16 protein-coding genes are annotated in these 19,460 nt (G+C 53.9%); 11 read left to right on the forward strand and 5 right to left on the reverse strand.

The window, feature by feature from the left end:
• Positions 1-80 precede the first annotated feature (80 nt).
• Together ACWIUF_RS01340 and ACWIUF_RS01345 are read right to left on the reverse strand one after the other, a co-directional pair.
• Entirely contained in the window at positions 81-2,711 is a 2,631-nt protein-coding gene (locus ACWIUF_RS01340) for a GAF domain-containing protein (protein ID WP_448570374.1), read from the reverse strand.
• Between the two features lie 410 nt (positions 2,712-3,121).
• Positions 3,122-3,454 carry a hypothetical protein gene (locus ACWIUF_RS01345; RefSeq protein WP_448570375.1) on the reverse strand — a complete coding sequence of 111 codons (333 nt, stop codon included), beginning with the start codon at positions 3,452-3,454 and terminating at the stop codon, positions 3,122-3,124.
• A gap of 171 nt (positions 3,455-3,625) precedes the next feature.
• Between ACWIUF_RS01345 and ACWIUF_RS01350 the strand changes: the two genes are divergently transcribed.
• On the forward strand, positions 3,626-5,185 hold the full coding sequence (locus tag ACWIUF_RS01350) for a phosphomannomutase/phosphoglucomutase (protein WP_448570376.1): 1,560 nt from the start codon (positions 3,626-3,628) through the stop codon (positions 5,183-5,185).
• On the opposite strand, the gene ACWIUF_RS01355 is transcribed toward ACWIUF_RS01350, so the two are convergent.
• Positions 5,182-5,463 (reverse strand): DUF1830 domain-containing protein, encoded by a 282-nt coding sequence (locus tag ACWIUF_RS01355; RefSeq protein WP_448570377.1) that lies wholly within the window; start codon positions 5,461-5,463, stop codon positions 5,182-5,184. The genes ACWIUF_RS01350 and ACWIUF_RS01355 overlap by 4 nt on opposite strands.
• A 232-nt stretch (positions 5,464-5,695) precedes the next feature.
• Positions 5,696-6,661, reverse strand: coding sequence for a methyltransferase (locus ACWIUF_RS01360; RefSeq protein ID WP_448570378.1), 966 nt, complete (start codon positions 6,659-6,661; stop codon positions 5,696-5,698).
• Between the two features lie 529 nt (positions 6,662-7,190).
• On the opposite strand from ACWIUF_RS01360, the gene rplM reads away from it, so the two are divergent.
• The 6 genes from rplM (at position 7,191) to ACWIUF_RS01390 (ending at position 13,495) form a co-directional block, all read left to right on the forward strand.
• Positions 7,191-7,640 carry a 50S ribosomal protein L13 gene (gene rplM / locus ACWIUF_RS01365; protein WP_448570379.1) on the forward strand — a complete coding sequence of 150 codons (450 nt, stop codon included), beginning with the start codon at positions 7,191-7,193 and terminating at the stop codon, positions 7,638-7,640.
• Positions 7,640-8,065, forward strand: coding sequence for a 30S ribosomal protein S9 (gene rpsI / locus ACWIUF_RS01370; RefSeq protein ID WP_448570380.1), 426 nt, complete (start codon positions 7,640-7,642; stop codon positions 8,063-8,065). Before rplM ends, rpsI begins: the two co-directional genes overlap by 1 nt.
• A gap of 262 nt (positions 8,066-8,327) precedes the next feature.
• Positions 8,328-8,555 (forward strand): 50S ribosomal protein L31, encoded by a 228-nt coding sequence (gene rpmE / locus ACWIUF_RS01375; RefSeq protein WP_448560689.1) that lies wholly within the window; start codon positions 8,328-8,330, stop codon positions 8,553-8,555.
• Positions 8,556-8,782: 227 nt separating this feature from the next.
• Positions 8,783-9,898, forward strand: coding sequence for a peptide chain release factor 1 (gene prfA / locus ACWIUF_RS01380; RefSeq protein ID WP_448570381.1), 1,116 nt, complete (start codon positions 8,783-8,785; stop codon positions 9,896-9,898).
• A gap of 64 nt (positions 9,899-9,962) precedes the next feature.
• A complete protein-coding gene (locus ACWIUF_RS01385) occupies positions 9,963-11,891 on the forward strand; it encodes an ABC-F family ATP-binding cassette domain-containing protein (RefSeq protein ID WP_448570382.1) in 1,929 nt (642 codons plus the stop codon).
• A 677-nt stretch (positions 11,892-12,568) separates the two neighbouring features.
• Positions 12,569-13,495, forward strand: coding sequence for a 3D domain-containing protein (locus ACWIUF_RS01390; RefSeq protein ID WP_448570383.1), 927 nt, complete (start codon positions 12,569-12,571; stop codon positions 13,493-13,495).
• Positions 13,496-13,734: 239 nt separating this feature from the next.
• On the opposite strand, the gene ACWIUF_RS01395 is transcribed toward ACWIUF_RS01390, so the two are convergent.
• Positions 13,735-14,361, reverse strand: coding sequence for a type I restriction endonuclease subunit R (locus ACWIUF_RS01395; RefSeq protein WP_448570384.1), 627 nt, complete (start codon positions 14,359-14,361; stop codon positions 13,735-13,737).
• Positions 14,362-14,556: 195 nt separating this feature from the next.
• On the opposite strand from ACWIUF_RS01395, the gene panB reads away from it, so the two are divergent.
• The 4 genes from panB to ACWIUF_RS01415 form a co-directional block, all read left to right on the forward strand.
• Positions 14,557-15,330, forward strand: a complete 774-nt coding sequence (gene panB / locus ACWIUF_RS01400; RefSeq protein WP_448570385.1) for a 3-methyl-2-oxobutanoate hydroxymethyltransferase — start codon at positions 14,557-14,559, stop codon at positions 15,328-15,330.
• 309 nt (positions 15,331-15,639) lie between these two features.
• Positions 15,640-16,260, forward strand: a complete 621-nt coding sequence (locus ACWIUF_RS01405; protein ID WP_448570386.1) for a hypothetical protein — start codon at positions 15,640-15,642, stop codon at positions 16,258-16,260.
• A gap of 21 nt (positions 16,261-16,281) precedes the next feature.
• Positions 16,282-16,473, forward strand: a complete 192-nt coding sequence (locus tag ACWIUF_RS01410; RefSeq protein WP_448570387.1) for a DUF2442 domain-containing protein — start codon at positions 16,282-16,284, stop codon at positions 16,471-16,473.
• Between the two features lie 16 nt (positions 16,474-16,489).
• A partial coding sequence (locus ACWIUF_RS01415) for an nSTAND1 domain-containing NTPase (protein ID WP_448570388.1) occupies positions 16,490-19,460 on the forward strand: 2,971 nt, incomplete at its 3' end.

Raw genomic sequence — 19,460 nt, forward strand, 5'->3', positions numbered from 1 at the left:
AATTCGCACCAGCGGAGAGCATCCACACTTTACCGGAAATGGCTCAACGGATTAGGCAATGGGCATAAAAAATCGCTCGCTTATTTCTCGGTTAAGATCCAGGCCCCATCCCAATCCTCTGGGGGAGGGTTTTGCAGGTAGTGCTGGCAGCGCTCTAGGTGCAAGGTCGCTGACTTATCCTGCTTATCAATACCCAAGACCATGCCAAACTGGGCCATTGCCATTGGGAAATTGCGCTCTAGATAGTATTTCCGTCCTTGATGATAGAGGTCAATGATTTGCTTTTTCGCATCCGAAATCGGTTCCGTGGCTAAGCCAATGAGTTCATAAACGGCGACCGGTTGGGTTTTCCCTTTAACGGTAATATAGTCCAACTCCCTCGCCCAAACGCGATCGGCACAGGGGCGATAGGTCATTTCACTAATCACAATATCTGTCCCATAGATCTTACTGGCCGACTCCAAACGCGATCCTAGGTTGACCCCATCTCCGATCGCGGTAAATTCCATACGCTTACTGGAGCCAATATTGCCGCTAATCACCACATCGGAGTTGATGCCAATCCCAATCCGAATCGGTAAGTAATTATGGGCGACTCGTTCCTCGTTAAATGCTGCTAGCCGATGGCGCATTTCGATCGCTGTTTGTACGGCCATCCATTCATGATCTTCGAGGGGCAGCGGGGACCCAAACACGGCCATAATCGCATCACCGATATACTTATCCAGCGTCCCCTTGTAGGTGAAAACGGCATCTACCATCGCCTCAAAGTACTTGTTCAGCATTTCCACCACTTCTTCGGCACTGAGGCTCTCGGTCAGGGTGGTGTAGCTACGAATATCGGAGAAGAGTACGGTGACTTCCTTGCGATCGCCGCCCATTTTGGCCGCGTCGGGATTTTCCAACAATTGCTCGGCTAACTCCTGGGTCATGTAGCGGTACATGGTACTCTTGAGCCGCTTTTCATCGCTGATATCATCCATAACGACCAGCGCCCCGGAAACCTGTTCGCCTTCACGGGCATCGGCAATTGTGATCGTGTTAATCGACAGGTTAATACTGTGGTGATCGCCTCCTTCCAGCGGTTGCAGCGTTTGATCGGGATAATACTGTTGGCGACTTTTTTCATCCTTAGCTGCGATCGCAGCGGTAAACCACCGACAGAAATCACCCTTTTCCAAGTGAATCAGATCAAGAACCGAACGGCCTTCCAGTACGGCATCGGGTTCTAACCCCAGCAACTGCTTAGCACTTTCATTAGCAGCAATAATTTGCCCCTCTTTATTCGTTGAAATCACGCCATTAGAGAGCGATCGCAACATATCGCGTTGGAGTTGTTCCTGTTGTTTCACCGTGGCGAATAATTTGGCATTCTTCAGGGCAACCCCTGCCTGAATATTGAACGCCTCCATGAATTCCTGATCACTACGATTAAAACTGGATTTCCAGCATTCAGGTGGCGTCGGCCAGTCATCCGGATTATAGGCAGGAAATTCACCTTGCTTTTTCTTATTGACCAGTTGGGTCACCCCAATCAATTCCCCGTCGGCAAATACGGGCATACATAACAGGCTACAGGTGCGATAGCCACTGGATTGGTCCGTTTTTTTCGCTGTCTCCGCCCCCTCCATATCGTAGAGATCAAAGGGAATATTCAACACCTCCCCCGTGGCCGCCACCTGGCCCGCAAACCCCACCCCGATCGGAATGCGGAGTTCCCGCAGACTGCCATCAGCAATCAGGATTTTGGTCCAAATTTCACCGCGATCGCGATCGATGAGCCACAGGGTACTGCGATCGGCATTCATCAGTGACTTGGCCTCATCCATCACACGTCGCAGAGTGTCGTCCAGATCCAAGCTACTCTGGCTGAGGGATTGGGTCGCCTTAATCAAGGCATTCGCCGCCCGTTGCCGCTGGGTCGCCACATAGAACGAGCGTGACGATTGCAAAATTAAACGAATCGAGGGGGCAAATTCCCGAAAGACTTCCTCGTCCGTCGCCGTAAATCCCGCCAAATCGATCTTTTGATCGAGGGGGGCACTGGGATCGGGGGTTGGCTTCAGTTTATTGATCAGTTGCACCACCGCCACGAGGTTCCCCTCCTCGTCCAGGAGCGGCAGAGCCAGCATCGTATAAGTCCGGTAGCCGTTCTTTTGATCCTGAATTTTGGCAAAGGTCGATCGGGGATCGTCATAAAAGTCGTAGGGAATATTCACCAACCGCTTAAAGGTGGCCACTTCCCCCGCAATCCCCTTATCGGCAGGAATGCGAATTTCAACCGTGCCCTGCTGCCCCTCGCCCTTGGCAATGATCGAATAGAGTTCGTTTTTCTCTTCGTCTAATAGAAAAATACTGGTGCGATCGGCGTTGAGCAGTTCCCCGGTTTTGAAGGTGATTGAACTGAGCATTTCCTCCAGGATTGAGTCGAACCCCTGGAGTTCCAGCATGGACAGGGTTTGGTTAACGACCTTCAGCTTTTCTTCAACATCAGTCACCACCTGCCGGAAAGTGTCTTGGGTCAGGGGGGCCAGGAAAGCGGAAAAACTGCCGCGAGTGGTGGTTAGGGCACTAGAGGTGGCCCCCACGCCCCCCTCACTGCCTTGGGGCGTTACGTCGATAATGGGGGAGCTATCCGTTGAGGCAGTAACAGTATCAATGACTACCACGGTTGCATCGACGGTGGGGATCTGCGGCGATGGGGCTGACATGGTGTTGGTAAAACCTGGCTAATATTATGGGGGGCAAGGCAGTGAGGCAGCAACGCAACCCTTCGGAATTGTACCTGGGGAGACGCTGCGCAAAGCGCAAGCTGTCAACCTGTTCCGGGACTTAATGGCTCCCTAGGACCATTGCCAAGTTGCAAGAAGGACCTCAAGCATATCTTAAACTCTACCCCCCGTTATCCTAAGCGTTGGCCGCAATTTCAGCTAAAATTACCCAGCCATAGAATCCTGTTTGTCCCAGTCTAGGGGAAAAGTTAGCCTTGGGAATGAATCTGACATTACACTTTAGCGATCGCAGCGGGCGGCGGCAGGCCGGTTGACGACTCATGCCGCCAGTTTTTGGGCCGATCTCGATGAGGGGGTGCCCTCGGCACACGGTGTGGCAGTCATCCCGCCTACGATTGGCCGCAGCAGCGATCGATCCCCAAACTATCCAGCAGTAAATCACTCACCGCATTGGCAACGGCAAACTCGCTGTAAAAGCTTTGGGAGAAGTCAAATCCCTGCATTTCCGTGACGATCGCGATTACCAGGGACCCCACATCATTTTCCCCCTCTAGGCGTTGGCGCACAAACACTTGGGCGGCGCGGCGGGCAATGTCCTGGTTGACGGGTTCCGGCAAAAACTCCTCGTTGAGCCAGCGGTGCAGTGCCGCAAAGAGCCACTCGCCCTCTTGCGGGGCATCTTGGGCAGGGGGCAGCGTTAGGGGCGGGATCGGCTCAGTCATGACAAATCGGGCATTCTGTCGGGGCGTGGGCGATTTCAGAGCGTGGGCGATCGGGGCTGGGGGATGTAAGGATTAAGAATTGCCAACGAGGCGCAGCGTTATCCCGGAAATTGTCTAGGGTTAAGATTGGTCGCTATTGTCGCATATTCTTTCCCCGGCTGAGACAGCATTATGACCCAAGCAGTGTCCCCCGTCATGTCCCTCGGTGGTTGGCAACGCCTACAGAATGGTTCCGATATCCGGGGCGTAGCCCTAGAGGGCGTGCCCCAGGAGGCGGTTAACCTGACGCCTGCCGTAGCACAGCAGTTGGGACAGGCTTTCGTGGCGTGGTTAGGGGAAAAGCTGGGGAAAGCGGCCACAGACCTGACGATCGCGGTGGGGCGGGATAGTCGTCTTTCCGGACCTAGCTTGATGTCAGCATTCATGACCGGTGTCACCCGCATGGGCAGCCGGGTCTATGACTTTGGTCTGGCTTCAACGCCAGCGATGTTCATGAGCACAGTTAACCCCGATCGGCCCTGTGACGGGGCGGTGATGCTTACGGCCAGCCATTTACCCTTTAACCGCAATGGCTTTAAGTTTTTCACGGCCCAGGGGGGATTGGATAAGCCTGATATTGCCGATATTTTGGCGCGATCGGCCCAGGGGGTAACCGCCGAGGCAACCGTGACGCCAGGGACCCTTACCAATTGCGACTTTATGGCCGTATACGCTGCTGGCTTGGTGCAGTGGATGCGAGCGGCGGTGAATCATCCTCAGGATTTTGATCACCCCCTCAAGGGCTTAAAGATCATCGTCGATGCGGGGAATGGAGCGGGTGGCTTTTATGCCAGTCAGGTGTTGCAACCCCTTGGAGCCGACATAACGGGTAGTCAGTTTCTCGATCCGGATGGCACCTTCCCCAATCACATTCCCAACCCCGAAAATAAGGCAGCGATGGCCTCCATTCGGGCGGCAGTTTTGGCCAATCAGGCCGACTTAGGGATCATTTTTGATACGGATGTCGATCGCAGTGCGGCGGTTGATGCCCAGGGAAATGAACTGAATCGCAATCGGCTAATTGCCCTCGTGGCCGCGATCGTGTTGCGTGAACATCCCGGTTCGACGATCGTCACCGACTCAATTACCTCGGAGGGATTGACCCAGTTTATTGCAGACCTGGGTGGGGTGCATCACCGCTTTAAGCGCGGTTACAAAAACGTCATCAATGAGGCGGTGCGCTTAAACGCCGTTGGCCAGGAAGCGTGGCTAGCGATCGAAACATCAGGTCATGCAGCCATGCGGGAAAATTACTTTCTGGACGATGGCGCTTATTTAATCAGTAAATTACTCATTGAACTCGCCCGATTACGCCTTGAGGGTAAACATCTAGCAGATTTAATCGCAACGCTCCAGGAACCCGCAGAAAGTGAAGAGTTCCGGATCACAATCCAAACCGAGGATTTCCAAGCCTATGGGCAGGAAGTCATTGCCAAACTTATGGCGTTTGCGGCAGCTCAGCCCGATTGGGAAAGGGTTCCCAATAATTATGAAGGGATTCGGATTCGTTGCCAATCGCCGACGGAGGCCGGATGGTTCCTCCTGCGTCTTTCACTCCATGATCCGGTTTTGCCCTTGAATGTGGAATCGAATGTTACGGGAGGGGTGGCGGCCATCGTCGATCGCCTATTGGCCTTTTTCCAAACCTTACCCTCCCTGGATCTTTCAGCCCTATCTAAAACGGTGCTCTAATCACCTTTAAAGGTCCCCTTAACCTGCAAATCCTGGCAAGGAATGGTTTCCTGAGCCAAGGCGGCGATCGGGGTACGGCTATAAACCTGTAGCTGCGAGGTAGAGGACGCTCGGAACATCAAGCGTTGTCCCGGAAAAATCACCCGCTCAAAGCTTAAATCGGACCTGTCAGTGATTTTGATCACTTGCAATTGCTGCGTTTGATTGGCGTAATAGCACAATAACAATTCCGATTCGTGAAAAGACGAATTTATCCGATTTTGAGCTAAATTGACCATGTTTTTATTTCTTTCCCCAGAGTTTTATCAAAACAGTGCACGATAGTTCCACGGTAGCGCATTCAGGTAGGAAATTTCAGAGTGTCTTCAAGATTTTAAAGAACCCTCAACCTGTTCTTAACTTGCCAACGATCGTGATCCCTTGTCAGGGCAAGTTTCCTCGCCTTTTTAGGGGCGAGATTGCGGAAAAAGGTCAATTATTCGGGTCCTGTGGCCAGGATAGCGGGTCACGTTATGGATAATCCGGCTGGTTAATGGCCCGGATAAAATAGAGTTTTTGGTGAAGTATCCCCCCCTTATCCAAAACCGGTTCAACTTCGCCTAAGGTATTCACCATCTCCTCATAGAGTGGTAAAAACTCCCAATAGTAATCGGCTAGGGGTAAATCCAGGCGATGGACCACCACCCAATTGGCGTCCCCCCGTACTGACCACGGATGGCAATAATCCAGCGGATCAGACCGATCGCTGATCATGCCTGGACCCCAATACTGATCCATTAATTGGCGGGTTTTACGTGCCCCTTGCTTGCTGGTCGTCACAAACAGGATCTCACCCCCTGGGTTTAACAGGTTTCTCCCCTCGGTAATGAGGGCATCGGTCACAAACCGTCCCCAGCGGCCATTATGGTTCCAGTCGGCGGCAGGATGTTGGGCGCGATCGTTCAAGAGTTTCTGGAAAAATTCGCGGGTACCTGGAAACGTGGGGGGGTTCGAGTAAATGCGATCGACTTTACCCATTTTTTCAATATAGGGATAAACCGCGTCAAAACAATTGGATTGGAGAAAGATACCGGCTTGAGCAGGGAGTTGATTTAAGTGCCAATTTCGCTCTGCCATTACCATTGCTTGAGGATTGAGATCGGTAAACATCACCTGCTCGGCCCCCCTTATCCCCGCCACAATCCCTAAAATGCCTGAGCCTGCCGCAAAGTCAATTACCTTTTTACCCCGACAAGCATCGCCGAGGATGAGCTGGCACATTTCAGTGGTGAACGCCGTCGGTGCCCAAACGCTAGGATTACTTTCCAGTAAGATCTCAATGGTGGCTTGTTCCAGCGCAAATTCCAGCCTTAGAAGTTGACCCGGCTCTAGGTTTTGATAATGGTGTGACTGGCTCGGATCATAGGTAACAATCTCGCGGTGGTCTAAGTCAATCCCTACGTTAAGCGAATCCGCAGTTCCCGGTAATGGCTTCATGACAAAATTCCTTAATATTCCAATCTTGCGGGCTACAGAGGTACGGGCCAATTAATCATCCAGTTAACGATCCAGTTAACAATGCCCTTAATCTCACAGAAGTGAGCATTTTGACACCGACTCTCTGTGGGTAGCATACCGTATCAGCCGCCAGCCAACCGTTCGGACGATGGAACCGCAACCGCCCAGGACAACCCAGCTCCCCAACCCAGCTTCCTAGTACAATCCAGCAGGCTATCCCACGGGCGCTAGGCGCGATCGCAAAAATTTCCGATCTTCTCTCCGCATACTCCCTATTTTTCCCGATCGAAAGCGATATAATAAAAAGTTCGTGCTCATAGCTGCGTGGCGATACGCCGTCGGCGTTGCAACGCAACGCTATTCTTGTCGAGGGGGACCCCCCTAGGCAAATTGAGCGATAATGGGCAACGGTTCACCATTGGTTAGCGGGAGGGCCTATCCTGCTGCCCCTTTTGCTGTGATCGTGCCGTGGCTGTGATCGTGCTGTGATAGTAACCCGCAAGCGTTTATGAATAAGACTTACGTTCCCCCCCAAACCACTTCGCAGACGTGGTATGTCGTGGATGCCGAGAATCAGCGGCTCGGACGATTGGCCTCGGAAGTTGCCAAGGTCCTGCGCGGCAAAAACAAACCCGAATACACCCCCCACATGGATACGGGCGACTTCGTGATCATTGTCAACGCCGAAAAAATTGCCGTTACCGGTCGCAAGCGCACCCAAAAGCTCTACCGCCGCCACTCCGGTCGTCCCGGTGGTATGAAGGTGGAACCCTTTGCCAAGCTGCAAGCGCGTTTGCCAGAGCGCATTGTCGAGCAAGCCGTGCGGGGGATGCTGCCCAAAAATAGCCTGGGTCGCAAGCTCTTCACTAAGCTGAAGGTTTACGCTGGTCCCGACCATCCCCACCAAGCCCAAAAACCCGAACCGCTTCAACTTCAAACGATTCCAGGAGGTAACTAATGCAGGCTATCGATCGCAATCCGGCCCAAGGGGGTCGCGTTATGTACTGGGGCACGGGTCGCCGCAAGTCTTCTGTGGCGCGGGTACGCCTAGTGCCGGGGAACGGCCAGATCATCATTAACGGTAAGCCGGGGGATCTCTATCTCCAGTTCAACCCCGCCTACCTCAACAGTGTCAAGGCACCCTTGGAAACCCTGGGCTTGGATGCGGAGTATGACATCTTGGTGAATGCCTCCGGCGGGGGTCTAACTGGACAGGCCGATTCCATTCGGTTGGGTGTGGCCCGTGCCCTGTGCCAACTCGACCCAGAAAACCGCAAGCCCCTCAAGATCGAGGGCTACCTGACCCGCGATCCCCGTGCCAAGGAACGTCGCAAGTACGGTCTGCGCAAGGCCCGCAAGGCTCCGCAATACTCGAAGCGCTAAGCTCACGGCACGAAGCTGTATACCCCGATGCGGGTGGGAGCGCTGGCGCAACAGCCCCATTATTGGCCGGAGCGGGAGCGCTAAAATCGAGATAAGCCCCGCGATCGCGATTCAGCTTAGGCGTTGGGACCCTGCTCTGGCGGGTGACGGCCTTGGTTACTCGATGGGGCCGACAGTATTGACCGCAATATTCATTGACCGCAATATTCACCTGGGAATCACCCACAGCAATCATTCTCTGACGGTAAGGAACACTGAGATCATGCCTAAAGCTGACATTCACCCCACCTGGTACCCCGACGCCAAAGTTTACTGCAATGGCGAGGTGGTCATGACGGTAGGTTCAACGAAACCCGAAATTCATGTCGATGTGTGGTCAGGTAACCACCCTTTCTTCACCGGTACGCAGAAGATTATTGACACGGAAGGTCGTGTGGAACGCTTCCTGCGTAAATACGGTATGGGCGCCGATCAAGGAGCCGCCCAGTAAGGGGGCTTTGACGATCGATCGGCAACCAGGTAAAAAAGCTTTGGGGTAGGCAGCTTGCCTGCCAACGATCGGTCGCGCAAGCAGGGGGGCAGTTGGTGTTGAGCCTGCGAGGCCCAACATACCTATGGCCCCTAACACGCGGGTTGATTTTAGGGGGTCGCACCGTGTTTGACCCAACCTACTCAAATTTTTTTAAATCCCTTTCGGAATGCTGAGTCAGACGCGCAATGGCTGAGTCTTATCTACTGGAAAAACTGCAATCGGTTGAGCAAACCTTTGCGGAGTTGACCCGACGCTTGGCCGATCCGGACGTGGCGACTGATCCGGATGAACTTCAGCGGCTGGCAAAGGCGCGATCGTCCCTGGAAACTGTGGTCACCACCTATGATGCCTGGAAAGCCTCCCAAGCCGAGTTAGCCGGGGCGAAGCAGGTGCTCAAGGAGGCCGTCGGTGACCCGGAAATGTACACGATGGCGAGTCAGGAAGTCGAAGACTTGGAGCACAAGCTGACGGACCTGGAACGTCGCCTGAAGGTGCTGCTGCTCCCCCGCGATCCTAATGATGATAAGAACATCATGCTGGAAATTCGGGCTGGTACTGGGGGGGATGAGGCCAGCATTTGGGCCGGGGATTTGCTGCGTATGTACACCCGCTATGCTGAACAGCAAAACTGGCGGGTCAAGCTGGTGAGCGAGTCCCTGGGTGATATGGGGGGCTTCAAGGAGGCGATCCTAGAGATTCAGGGCGAACAGGTCTACAGTAAACTCAAGTACGAGGCCGGGGTCCATCGGGTCCAGCGGGTTCCCGTCACGGAAGCAGGCGGGCGGGTCCATACCTCGACGGCAACGGTGGCGGTGATGCCGGAAGTGGACGATGTTGAAGTGGAGATTGACCCCAAGGATATTGAAATCAGCACGGCGCGATCGGGCGGTGCGGGCGGTCAAAATGTCAACAAGGTGGAAACAGCGGTAGACCTAGTCCACAAGCCGACGGGGATTCGTGTCTTCTGTACCCAGGAGCGATCGCAATTGCAAAACCGGGAGCGAGCCATGCAAATTCTGCGGGCGAAGCTGTATGAACTTAAGCTTCAGGAACAGCAGGCGGCGGTTACGTCCATGCGGCGATCGCAGGTGGGTACCGGATCGCGATCGGAGAAAATTCGCACCTATAACTATAAGGACAACCGGGCGACCGATCACCGCTTGGGGCAGAATTTCCCGCTCAACTCGGTTCTGGAAGGGGATTTAGAAACCATCATTCAATCCTGCATTAGCCAGGATCAGCAGGAACAATTGGAGGCCCTCGCCGAGTCCAGCCCCCCCCCCACCGAGCAGTTGGTTTAGCCAAGGTTTCCCCCAGCCTAGCCAAAACCCGGTACGACCTCCCGTATTGTTAGTGAGTAAGGGCATGGCCTTATTAACCCTGCGCTCGATCCACAAAGACTTTGGGATCAAGGAAATCCTCCGAGAGGCTAGCCTGAGCCTGGAAGCGGGCGATCGTGTGGGCCTGATCGGGGTGAATGGCTCCGGTAAATCCACCTTGCTCAAAATCATTGCAGGTCTAGAGCCGATTGATGGCGGCGATCGCTGGGTGAATACGGCAGCCAGGGTCATCTATTTGCCGCAACAGCCTGCCCTGGATGAGGAGCGCACCGTATTAGAACAGGTATTTGCCGACAGTGGGGAACAGATGACCCTGGTGCGGGAGTATGAGGCGGTTTCTCACCAGTTGGCCTACGGGCAGGGAAATACCGAGGTGCTGATGGCCCAGTTGACCCAGCTATCGCAACGGCTGGACGCGACCGGGGGCTGGGACCTGGAAACCAATGCCAAGGTCATTCTGACGAAGTTAGGGATTGAAGACTTTACCGCCCGGGTTGGCACCCTGTCAGGCGGGTATCGCAAACGGATTGCGATCGCGGCTGCCTTACTGGCGGAACCGGATGTGTTGCTGATGGATGAACCGACTAACCACCTGGATGCCCTTTCCGTAGAATGGCTACAAAGCTATCTCCAGCGGTATCGTGGGGCACTCTTATTGATTACCCACGATCGCTACTTTTTGGATCAGGTGACGAACCGCATCTTGGAAATCGATCGGGGGGATTTGTCTGCCTATGCGGGTAACTATGCGTACTATCTAGAGAAAAAGGCAGAACAGGCGGAAACTGCTGTCAGCCAGCAACATAAACACGCCGGGATTCTACGACGGGAGTTAGAGTGGCTGAAACGGGGTCCCAAGGCCCGCAGTACGAAACAGAAAGCCCGCATCGATCGCATCCACGCCATGCAGGCAACAGAATTTAAGCAAGCCCAGGGCAAGGTCAATATTTCCACCGTCGGACGACGGATTGGGAAAAAGGTGATTGAACTAGAGGCTATTACCAAAGTCTATGGCGATCGTCCCCTAATTCAGAACTTTACCTATACCTTTAATCCTGAAGATCGGGTGGGCATCATTGGTCCCAATGGGATTGGGAAATCAACCCTGATGGATATCATTACGGGACGACTAGAACCCGATTCCGGACGGCGCGAGATTGGGGTTACGGTTAAATTTGGCTATTTTGATCAGCATTCCGATGACCTGACTATCCATGAAAATCAGCGCGTGCTTGATTATCTTAAGGGAGTCGCTGAATTGGTGAAGACGGTAGACGGGAGCGTGATCACCGCCTCACAAATGCTAGAGCGGTTTTTGTTCCCACCTAACCAGCAATATGCCCCCATTCATAAACTATCCGGGGGGGAGCGACGCCGCCTATTCCTCCTGCGGGTATTGATGGCTGCGCCCAATGTCCTGATCCTGGATGAACCGACTAATGATCTCGATGTGCAGACCCTATCGGTTCTAGAAGAGTATTTAGAAGATTTTAATGGCTGTGTAATTGTGGTTTCCCACGATCGTTATTTCCTCGATCGCACGGTGGATAAAATCTTTGCCTTTGAAGGCGAGGGGCAAATCCGAGAGTATCCAGGCAACTATTCGATTTATTTAGACTATAAACAAGCTGCGGTCCTAGAAACAACGCAACCCGTAGCAAAAGCAACGGTCCCAAAGGCTAAATCTGTATCTGAAACTAATCTTAATGCCCTGATCCCAGACTCTCCCCTCAAAACCCGTAAATTGTCCTATAAGGAACGCCAGGAATATGAACGCCTGGAGATCGAAATTCCCGATTTAGAAGCCGAGAAGGCATCCCTGGAGAAACGCCTCTATACTGATCCGCCCAGTAATTTTACAGAATTGCAAACCCTAGCAGCCCAGTTGGCCGACTTAGCAGAAACCATCGATCGGGCAACTGAACGATGGCTAGAACTCGCAGAACGCGCCTAAAAGCTGATCATCACCCTTGTCACTCAGTCGGTTGAGCTAAATTAATTCGAGGTGGAGCACCGATACAGCCGTTCCCTCTCTAATGAAGTCCTGCCAAGCCTTGCGAACAAGAGGCTGAAGCCCCTTGTCTGTACCTCACCGGGTATAGCAGTGCTGTAGGACAGTCCGCAAAATACCCATCCTGCGCTCCCAAGTAACACTATCCCGTTGGTTGGGACTGTTCAACTGCTCCGCTCGCAAAGTATATCGAGGTGCCGTTTAGACGTAACACCTTTAGTCGTTACGGGCTAGGGCCAGCACTACAATCGTGGCGTCATTTAATGATGGGCTGCACTAGCGGTCGCGATCGGGGAGCAGAGTGCAGACATGGTATTCTAAAAGTAACTTACATCAGTTCACAACTTAGAGGGTGTTTGAAAAGTCCAGAAACAGACCGTTTGGGCAACTAAAGTTGCCACTACAAACGCAATGCTGAAGTTCGTAGTGACGGTTTTAACCGCGATCCTCCTTTCAAAACCTCCTCTTAGGCCAAAATGGTTCCTTTCCTAACCTACTTTGTGCCTCTCCTCGGTCCTATCTCCGTGTATTTCCTACGGGGCGTCCCGGTTTTTGGATGCCGGGTTGCGCCGGGTTGGCTAATGGCTGCTTGATACCTTCCCCTGCCTGTTGCACCCCCCATGCTGCGATCGCCTGTGCCCGATCTACTGTTATTTCGCCGATTCTCGCCGTTGCAATTTGCCCCGGCTCTGGCAACGAAGGTCTCTCTGCCGCAAATGTTAGGTATTCTCCTGGTCTGTGGCTTGCCCCTTAGTTGTCCCCAATTAGCCCGATCGCAGGTGAAATTTGCCCCCTATCAACTGTCGGCAGTCTCCTCATCCCCCGTGCGCACCACCCTGGGGGATGCTCTCCCCTGGGTCAGTTTTAACCTGGGGACCTATACCCCTTCCGGGCGTGCCCTTACCCTATGGGCTAGCTATTACAATATGCGCCTCTCCCGGCAGGTCAAAAATGGGTATGCCCTGCTCGATCCGGAGGGGAAACCCTTAGGACCACAGCTTTCCCATGAGGATTGGTGTCATGCGGCGATGCAGGGCAGCGTGCAAGTGCTGGAAAATGGCAAACCCCAAACCTATGGCTATGCGGGACTGGGGACGGGTGCGCAGGTGAATTGTGCGCCCTACTTTCCAGGGTTGCCCGCCCAGATTCTGCGGGGGACAAACCGGGTCCGTTTTGCCCCCCGTGAAGGTCCCTATGGTTATGGCTCCTATCCTTTTCAGGTGGTTCCCTATCGTACGATCGCCGTCGATCGGCGGGTGATTCCGATCGGCTCGGTGGTCTTTATCCCAGCCGCACGGGGACAGGCTATTACCCTACCCTCTGGGTATCAGGCCGTACACGATGGTTTCTTCTTTGCAGCCGATACCGGGGGGGCGGTGCGGGGGAATCATATTGATATTTTTGTGGGGAATGCGGAACGCAACCCGTTCTCCTTTGTGCAAAGTACCCCTAGCAAGACCTTTCGTGCCTACGTTATCCAGGACGATCGGATTGCCCAAACCCTCAATTCCTTGCATCAGCGAACGACGAGCGCATCCAATCCTTAGCGGATGTTTTAAAAGGGGGAGCGCGGTTAAAACCGCGACTCCGAACCTCGACGTTTGGCTGTCCTAAGGGTTGCTTTGCCTTTGTCGTGGCGACTTCAGTCGCCAAAACGACTGGTTTCTGGACCTTTCAAACACTCTCTTAGCCAGTTAGCAAGTGGAGTGTATATTGATGACTGCAATGACTCAGGTCGTTACTACTAAACTGGTGAAACTTGATGTTTATTGTACTCACCCGATCGTCAATGGCTACTGGCAACCGTTGCTTTTAGATTAAGGAGTAACGCAGCCACTTCGTGGAGACGATTGCGATGGGATAGTAGAGAAAAGGGTTCCGAGAAGTCATACACCGTTTCGACTAATTTGCAAAAGACAAAATCACTGCCATTGGTCACTAAGCCAAAGCTCGGATTAGTAGCGGCGGCGGTCATATAGGCGAGACATTGGGGAAGTGCTATGTCCACGGCAAATCGCGATCGCTTCGCTTCTACAGTCAGAATCCACAGTTGTTCCCGAACGACCAGAATATCAATACGACCACAAGCAATTTCATCCCGATCGGGCATACTTAAACTAATCGGGGCCTCGGAACGCACACAGCACGGGGGTTCATGGAAACCAAAATGATTCAATAACGGCGCAACGATCGCTAATAAAATCGTGCCTTCTGTCAGGAGTCCACTATTGTAATAGTAATGGTAGCGTTGCCGAAGCTGGTCTAGGAAGGCGTAATCATGATCCGCCAGGTTAACGCCGAGATGTTGCCATTCCGGGAAAAAATCCATATCAGCAGCCCGTTGCAACCCCAAACGATCGTGAAGGGCTTGGAAATTGGTGATCGTGTCGGCGATCGCGAGGGAGGAAACCATAAACGTTAACTGTAACAGGAATGCGCCTGTCGCCATTGTAGCCAAGACCTGACGATGCAACGGTTGTCTGGGGGGTAATCCCTGGGATACCGGGTCAGTGGTGGCGGATTTTGTGCCTGTCCGGCAGTGAGTTGCCTGTCGTCAGCGACCGATTCAGGGCAAGATCGGAGAAAAGTCATCAATGGACCTCCGGCCATGCCCGTTACAACGCGACAATTACGTCAGTGGAAACAACAGGGACGCACGATCGTCACCCTCACCGCCTGGGATTATGCGCTTGCGGAAATCCTGGATCAGGCCGGGGTTGATATTATCCTGGTGGGCGACTCACTGGCAATGGTGGCCCTGGGCTACGATACGACACTACCGGTCACCCTAACCGAGATGTTGCACCACGCCAAAGCGGTCCGGCGCGGCGTCAAACAGGCATTATTGGTCTGTGACTTACCCTTTTTGACGTACCAGGAGAGTCCGCAACAGGCCATCCACTCGGCGGGGGTGCTGCTGAAGGAGGCGGGGGTGCAGGCCGTCAAGCTGGAGGGTGGGTATCCCACGATCGCAGAAACCGTACTACGGCTAACTCAGGCCGGGATTCCGGTCATGGGCCACTTGGGGTTGACCCCCCAATCGGTGCACCAGTTGGGCTATCGGCAACAGGGCCAATCCGAAGCCGCAGGGCAACAAATCTTGGCAGAGGCAATCGCCCTGGAGCAAGCGGGAGCTTTTGCGATCGTCCTGGAGCATATCCCCGCAGCACTAGCGGCCCAAATCACTCAAAAGTTAACTATTCCGACGATCGGCATTGGGGCCGGTCCCCACTGTGATGGTCAGGTGTTGGTTACTGCCGATTTACTGGGATTGTCGGAACGTCAACCCCCGTTTGCCAAGTCCTACGTCAATCTACGGGCGCAGATCGCCCAAGCCGTCCAGGCATATAGTGCAGAGGTTCGCAGTCACCAATTTCCCTAATTCCACCTGGAGCGATCGCGAATTTGGCGCGGTGGGCCAAGCTTCAATATTTCGATCGGCCCAAACCCAGGAAAATAGAGTAAGACAGGGATAGGGGCAACGGTTCACCCTCAATGCCCCACGCGATCAAGAAACTCGCTACGGGAACTGCTAGCCCGGAGGTGCCATGACGATCGACTTTAAGCAATTGTTCAATGCTGCTAACCCCAGTCGGGCACTGCGGGCGGACCTGCCGGAGGATCAGTAATACTATATTGACTTTTCGGAGGTGCGCGGGGGCCGGGTGGTTGAGGAGATGCGGGACAATATTTGCAGCATGAGTATTTGTTTGTCGATCGCGGCGATCAATTACGCCAGTTGCAATGTCATGTGGTCTATACGATGCCGCTGGGACTGCGGTTTTCTGCCGAGTATGGTCGCTTAACCCAGCGCTTTGAAACGCCCAGTATTTTGCCGATGATTCCGGTATTGCAGCGGGATGGCAGTGTGTTTGAATTAGGGTTGGAGAAGATGCGGCAGATGGTGTTGGCGCGGGCAATGCCCCAGGTGAGCGAGGCGGAGCGATCGGCGTTAATCACCCATTATTTTGATAGTCCGGAAACGCTGGATTATCTCTGTTTGGTAAGTGGCGGTCATGTGCGTAATGTGCTGCGATTGTTGCAGGATAGCCTGAGGAAGGAGCGGGGATTACCGTTGGGGCGGGAGTCGTTGGCGGCTGCGATTAAGAAGCGACGCAATGAGATGATGTTATCGATCGAGGATTCGGAGTGGGAATTATTACGGCAGGTGAGTCGCACGAAGAAGGTGGTGGGGGATGAGGGGTATCAACGGTTAATTCGGAGTTTATATGTGTATGAATATCAAGATGAGGATGGTTCCTGGTTTGATGTGAATCCGATTTTGAAGGATGCGCCGGAATTTCAGGAATGATGCAACCCTTGGAGTAACGCTATGCTCAAAGACATTGTAGCGATTAAGCCGTTCGCAGGATACCAACTCTGGCTACGCTTTGAAGACGGCATAGAAGGTGTTGTTGATATCAGTCAAATCATTGCGTTCTCTGGAATCTTTTCTCCCCTACAAGATATTGCTTACTTTGCTCAAGTATTGACAGGCCAGAGGCCCATCCCACAAGATTACTGACTCAAGGCAAATGTCTATGTCACTTCCCTCTGAATCTACCCCTGATCCGCTTTCCCTCTGTGCATCGCCAGAGAATCAGGAAGCTTTGGCGGAAATTCAGGCGTTAGTGGAGTTGGCCCAAGGGGAGTTTTCTCTGGTCTTGGCGCGGTGTAATTATGCGCGTTTGCGGGATTGTTTGATTGAACAGCTTCAGCAAGAAATTCCTAACCTGCGACTTATTCATTTAGAACCGACGACACAACAGGTTTATGCCACTTTGCGCGATTCTCTTACAGAGACGCTGCATGATCGCCACTCTCTAGATCAACCCACTGCGGTTCTGATCACGGGATTGGAGCAGTTAACCGATCGCGAAGCGGCTGTGAAAGGGATGAACCAGGTGCGGGAGGAGTTTCGTAAGACTTTCTCGTTGCCGCTGATTTTTTGGGTGACAGATGATGTATTGAAGCAATTTATTCGGATTGCACCGGATTTTGAAAGTTGGGTTTCGACGGTTGAATTTACGTTGCCCACGCCTGTCTTAATTCAATCACTGACGGACGGTGCGGAGGCGCTGTTTGCGGCGGCGTTGGCTGAGAATGCGGCGACGTTTGCGGAAAATTTGGCGGCGGTTGCCCAGTTGGGTATTTTGCGGCGGGATGAGGTGGACGCGGCGTTGCATGAGTTGGATCGACGCGGGGTGAGCCTGAGTTCGAGGGAGCAGGCGAGTGTGGATTTGATTCGGGGTTGGGATGCGGCTCCGGAACACAAGTTGCAATTTTTGGCGGCGAGTTGGGCCTATTGGCAAACGGTACCGGATCGGGCGCGGCAGGGGTTGTTGCTCTATGCGTTGGGTGAGTTTACCTACCGATCGCTGGAGGACAAAGATGAATCGCTGGAACCGGTGGCGATCGATTGGGGGGAAGCCAAACGCCTGATTCTGCAAAGTCGCGATCGCTTTTCGGAGGCCGATCGCCCGGATTTGGTGGCGAAGTGTTTGCCGCGTTTACAGCGGATTTTGCAACGGCAGGGGGATTGGGCCGGGTTGGCGGATTTGACGACGCAGGAGGCGTTACCGCTACATCAACGCTATGGGATGGTGCGGGCGATCGCGGGGGATCATGGCTTTTTGGCGGAGGTGGCGCTCCAGGAACAGCAATGGGCGGTGGCGAAGGAGCAGGCGACGCAGGCGTTGGCGTTGTTGGAACAGGTGGAGCCGTCACTCCAGTGGTTGCGATCGCTGTTTCTCTGCTATTTGGCGGAGGCGGAACGGGGGCTGGGGGACGCAGCACGGGCGATCGCGCTGTTGCAGGAAGCGAGAAAACCGGGGGATTTGGGGCATCCGCTGGTCTATTTCCGGATTTTGGATCGACTGCGGGAGGGGTATTGGGCGCAGGGGCAGTATGAGGCGGCGTTTGACCTGAAGCAGGAGCGGCAGGTGGTGGAGGCGTTCTATGGCTATCGGGCGTTTGTGGGGCCGGTGCAGTTGCGGGCACGCTATACGGAGTCGATGCAGCGGTTGGGGCAGTGGCAGGGAAGTCTTGCGCCGGAGATTGTGGCGTCGGGGCGGGGGGAGGATGTGCGCGAGTTGGTGAAGCGGGTTGGCAGTACGCGCTATAAGTTGATTGTGCTGCATGGGCCGTCAGGGGTGGGGAAGAGTTCGCTGGTGAATGCGGGGTTGATTCCGGCGCTGCGGCAGACGTTGTTTGGGGAGTATGAGGTGGTGCCGGTGGCGATCCGGCGGTATACGGATTGGGTGAATGAGTTGGCGGCGGCGCTTTTCCCTCATCCCCCAGCCCCTTCTCCCCAGGGCGAAGGGGAGCAAGATGTTCAAAGTCCCTCGCCCGCTCTGGGAGAGGGATTTAGGGTGAGGGCGACTGGGGAATTGCCCCCTCAACCCCCAGCCCCTTCTCCCACCGGGGGCGAAGGGGGGCCGGACAATCAGAGTCCCTCGCCGATCGTGAGTGAAGGGAGATCAGACAATCAAAGTCCCTCTCCCGTCCTGGGAGAGGGATTTAGGGTGAGGGCCGCCATTAAGCAACACCTCATCACTAATGAACAAAACTACATTCAAACGGTGCTGATCTTCGATCAATTTGAGGAGTTTTTCTTTGCGAATCCGCAGCCGTTGCAACGGCGTCAGTTTTTTGAATTTCTGGGGGATTTGCTCAATGATGCAGCGAATTTAACCCATTTGAATGTGATTCTGTCGCTGCGGGAGGATTATTTACACTATTTGCTGGAGTGTAATCGTCTGGAGAGCATGAAGGCGATTAGTCAGGATATTTTGAGCCGGGAGGTGTTGTATGCGATTACGAATTTGTCGGTAGAAAGAACGCGGACGGTTATTCAATCGCTGACGGCAAATACGCGCTTTCCAATGCCTGCGGACTTGATTGAGGCGTTGGTGCAGGATCTCAAGGATGAGGTGGATGAAATTCGCCCCATTGAGCTTCAGGTGGTGGGGACACAGTTGCAAACGGAAAGGATTCGGACGTTAGACCAGTATCGGCAGTATGGTCAGGCACCGAAAAGGTTGCTGGTGCAGCATTATTTGGAGGCGGTGGTCCGGGATTGTGGGCCGGAGAATGAGCAGTTGGCGAGTTTGGTGTTGTACCTGCTGACGGATGAACGGGGAACACGACCGTTACGGACTTGGGATGATTTGGTGGCGGATTTACGGGCGTTGGCGGATGAGTTGAGCCATGAGCTGAGGCGGTTGCAGTTGGTGTTGCGCATTTTGGTGAAGTCGGGGTTGGTGGTGGCGTTACCGGCTGCGCCAGCGGATCAGTATCAGTTGGTGCATGACTACATTGCGGCGTTTATTCGGGCGACTCAGGCCCCGAAGCTGAAGGAGTTGATGGCGCAACTGGAGCAGGAGCGGGAACGCAATCGGCAGTTGCAGGCGCAGTATCAGGTGACGGAGGCCGAACTGGGGGCAGCGCAGCGGGATCTGGTGACGACCCAACAGCGGACGCGGGTGTGGTCGGGGGTGGGGGTGGCAATGC

Source organism: Trichothermofontia sp., assembly GCF_053493415.1.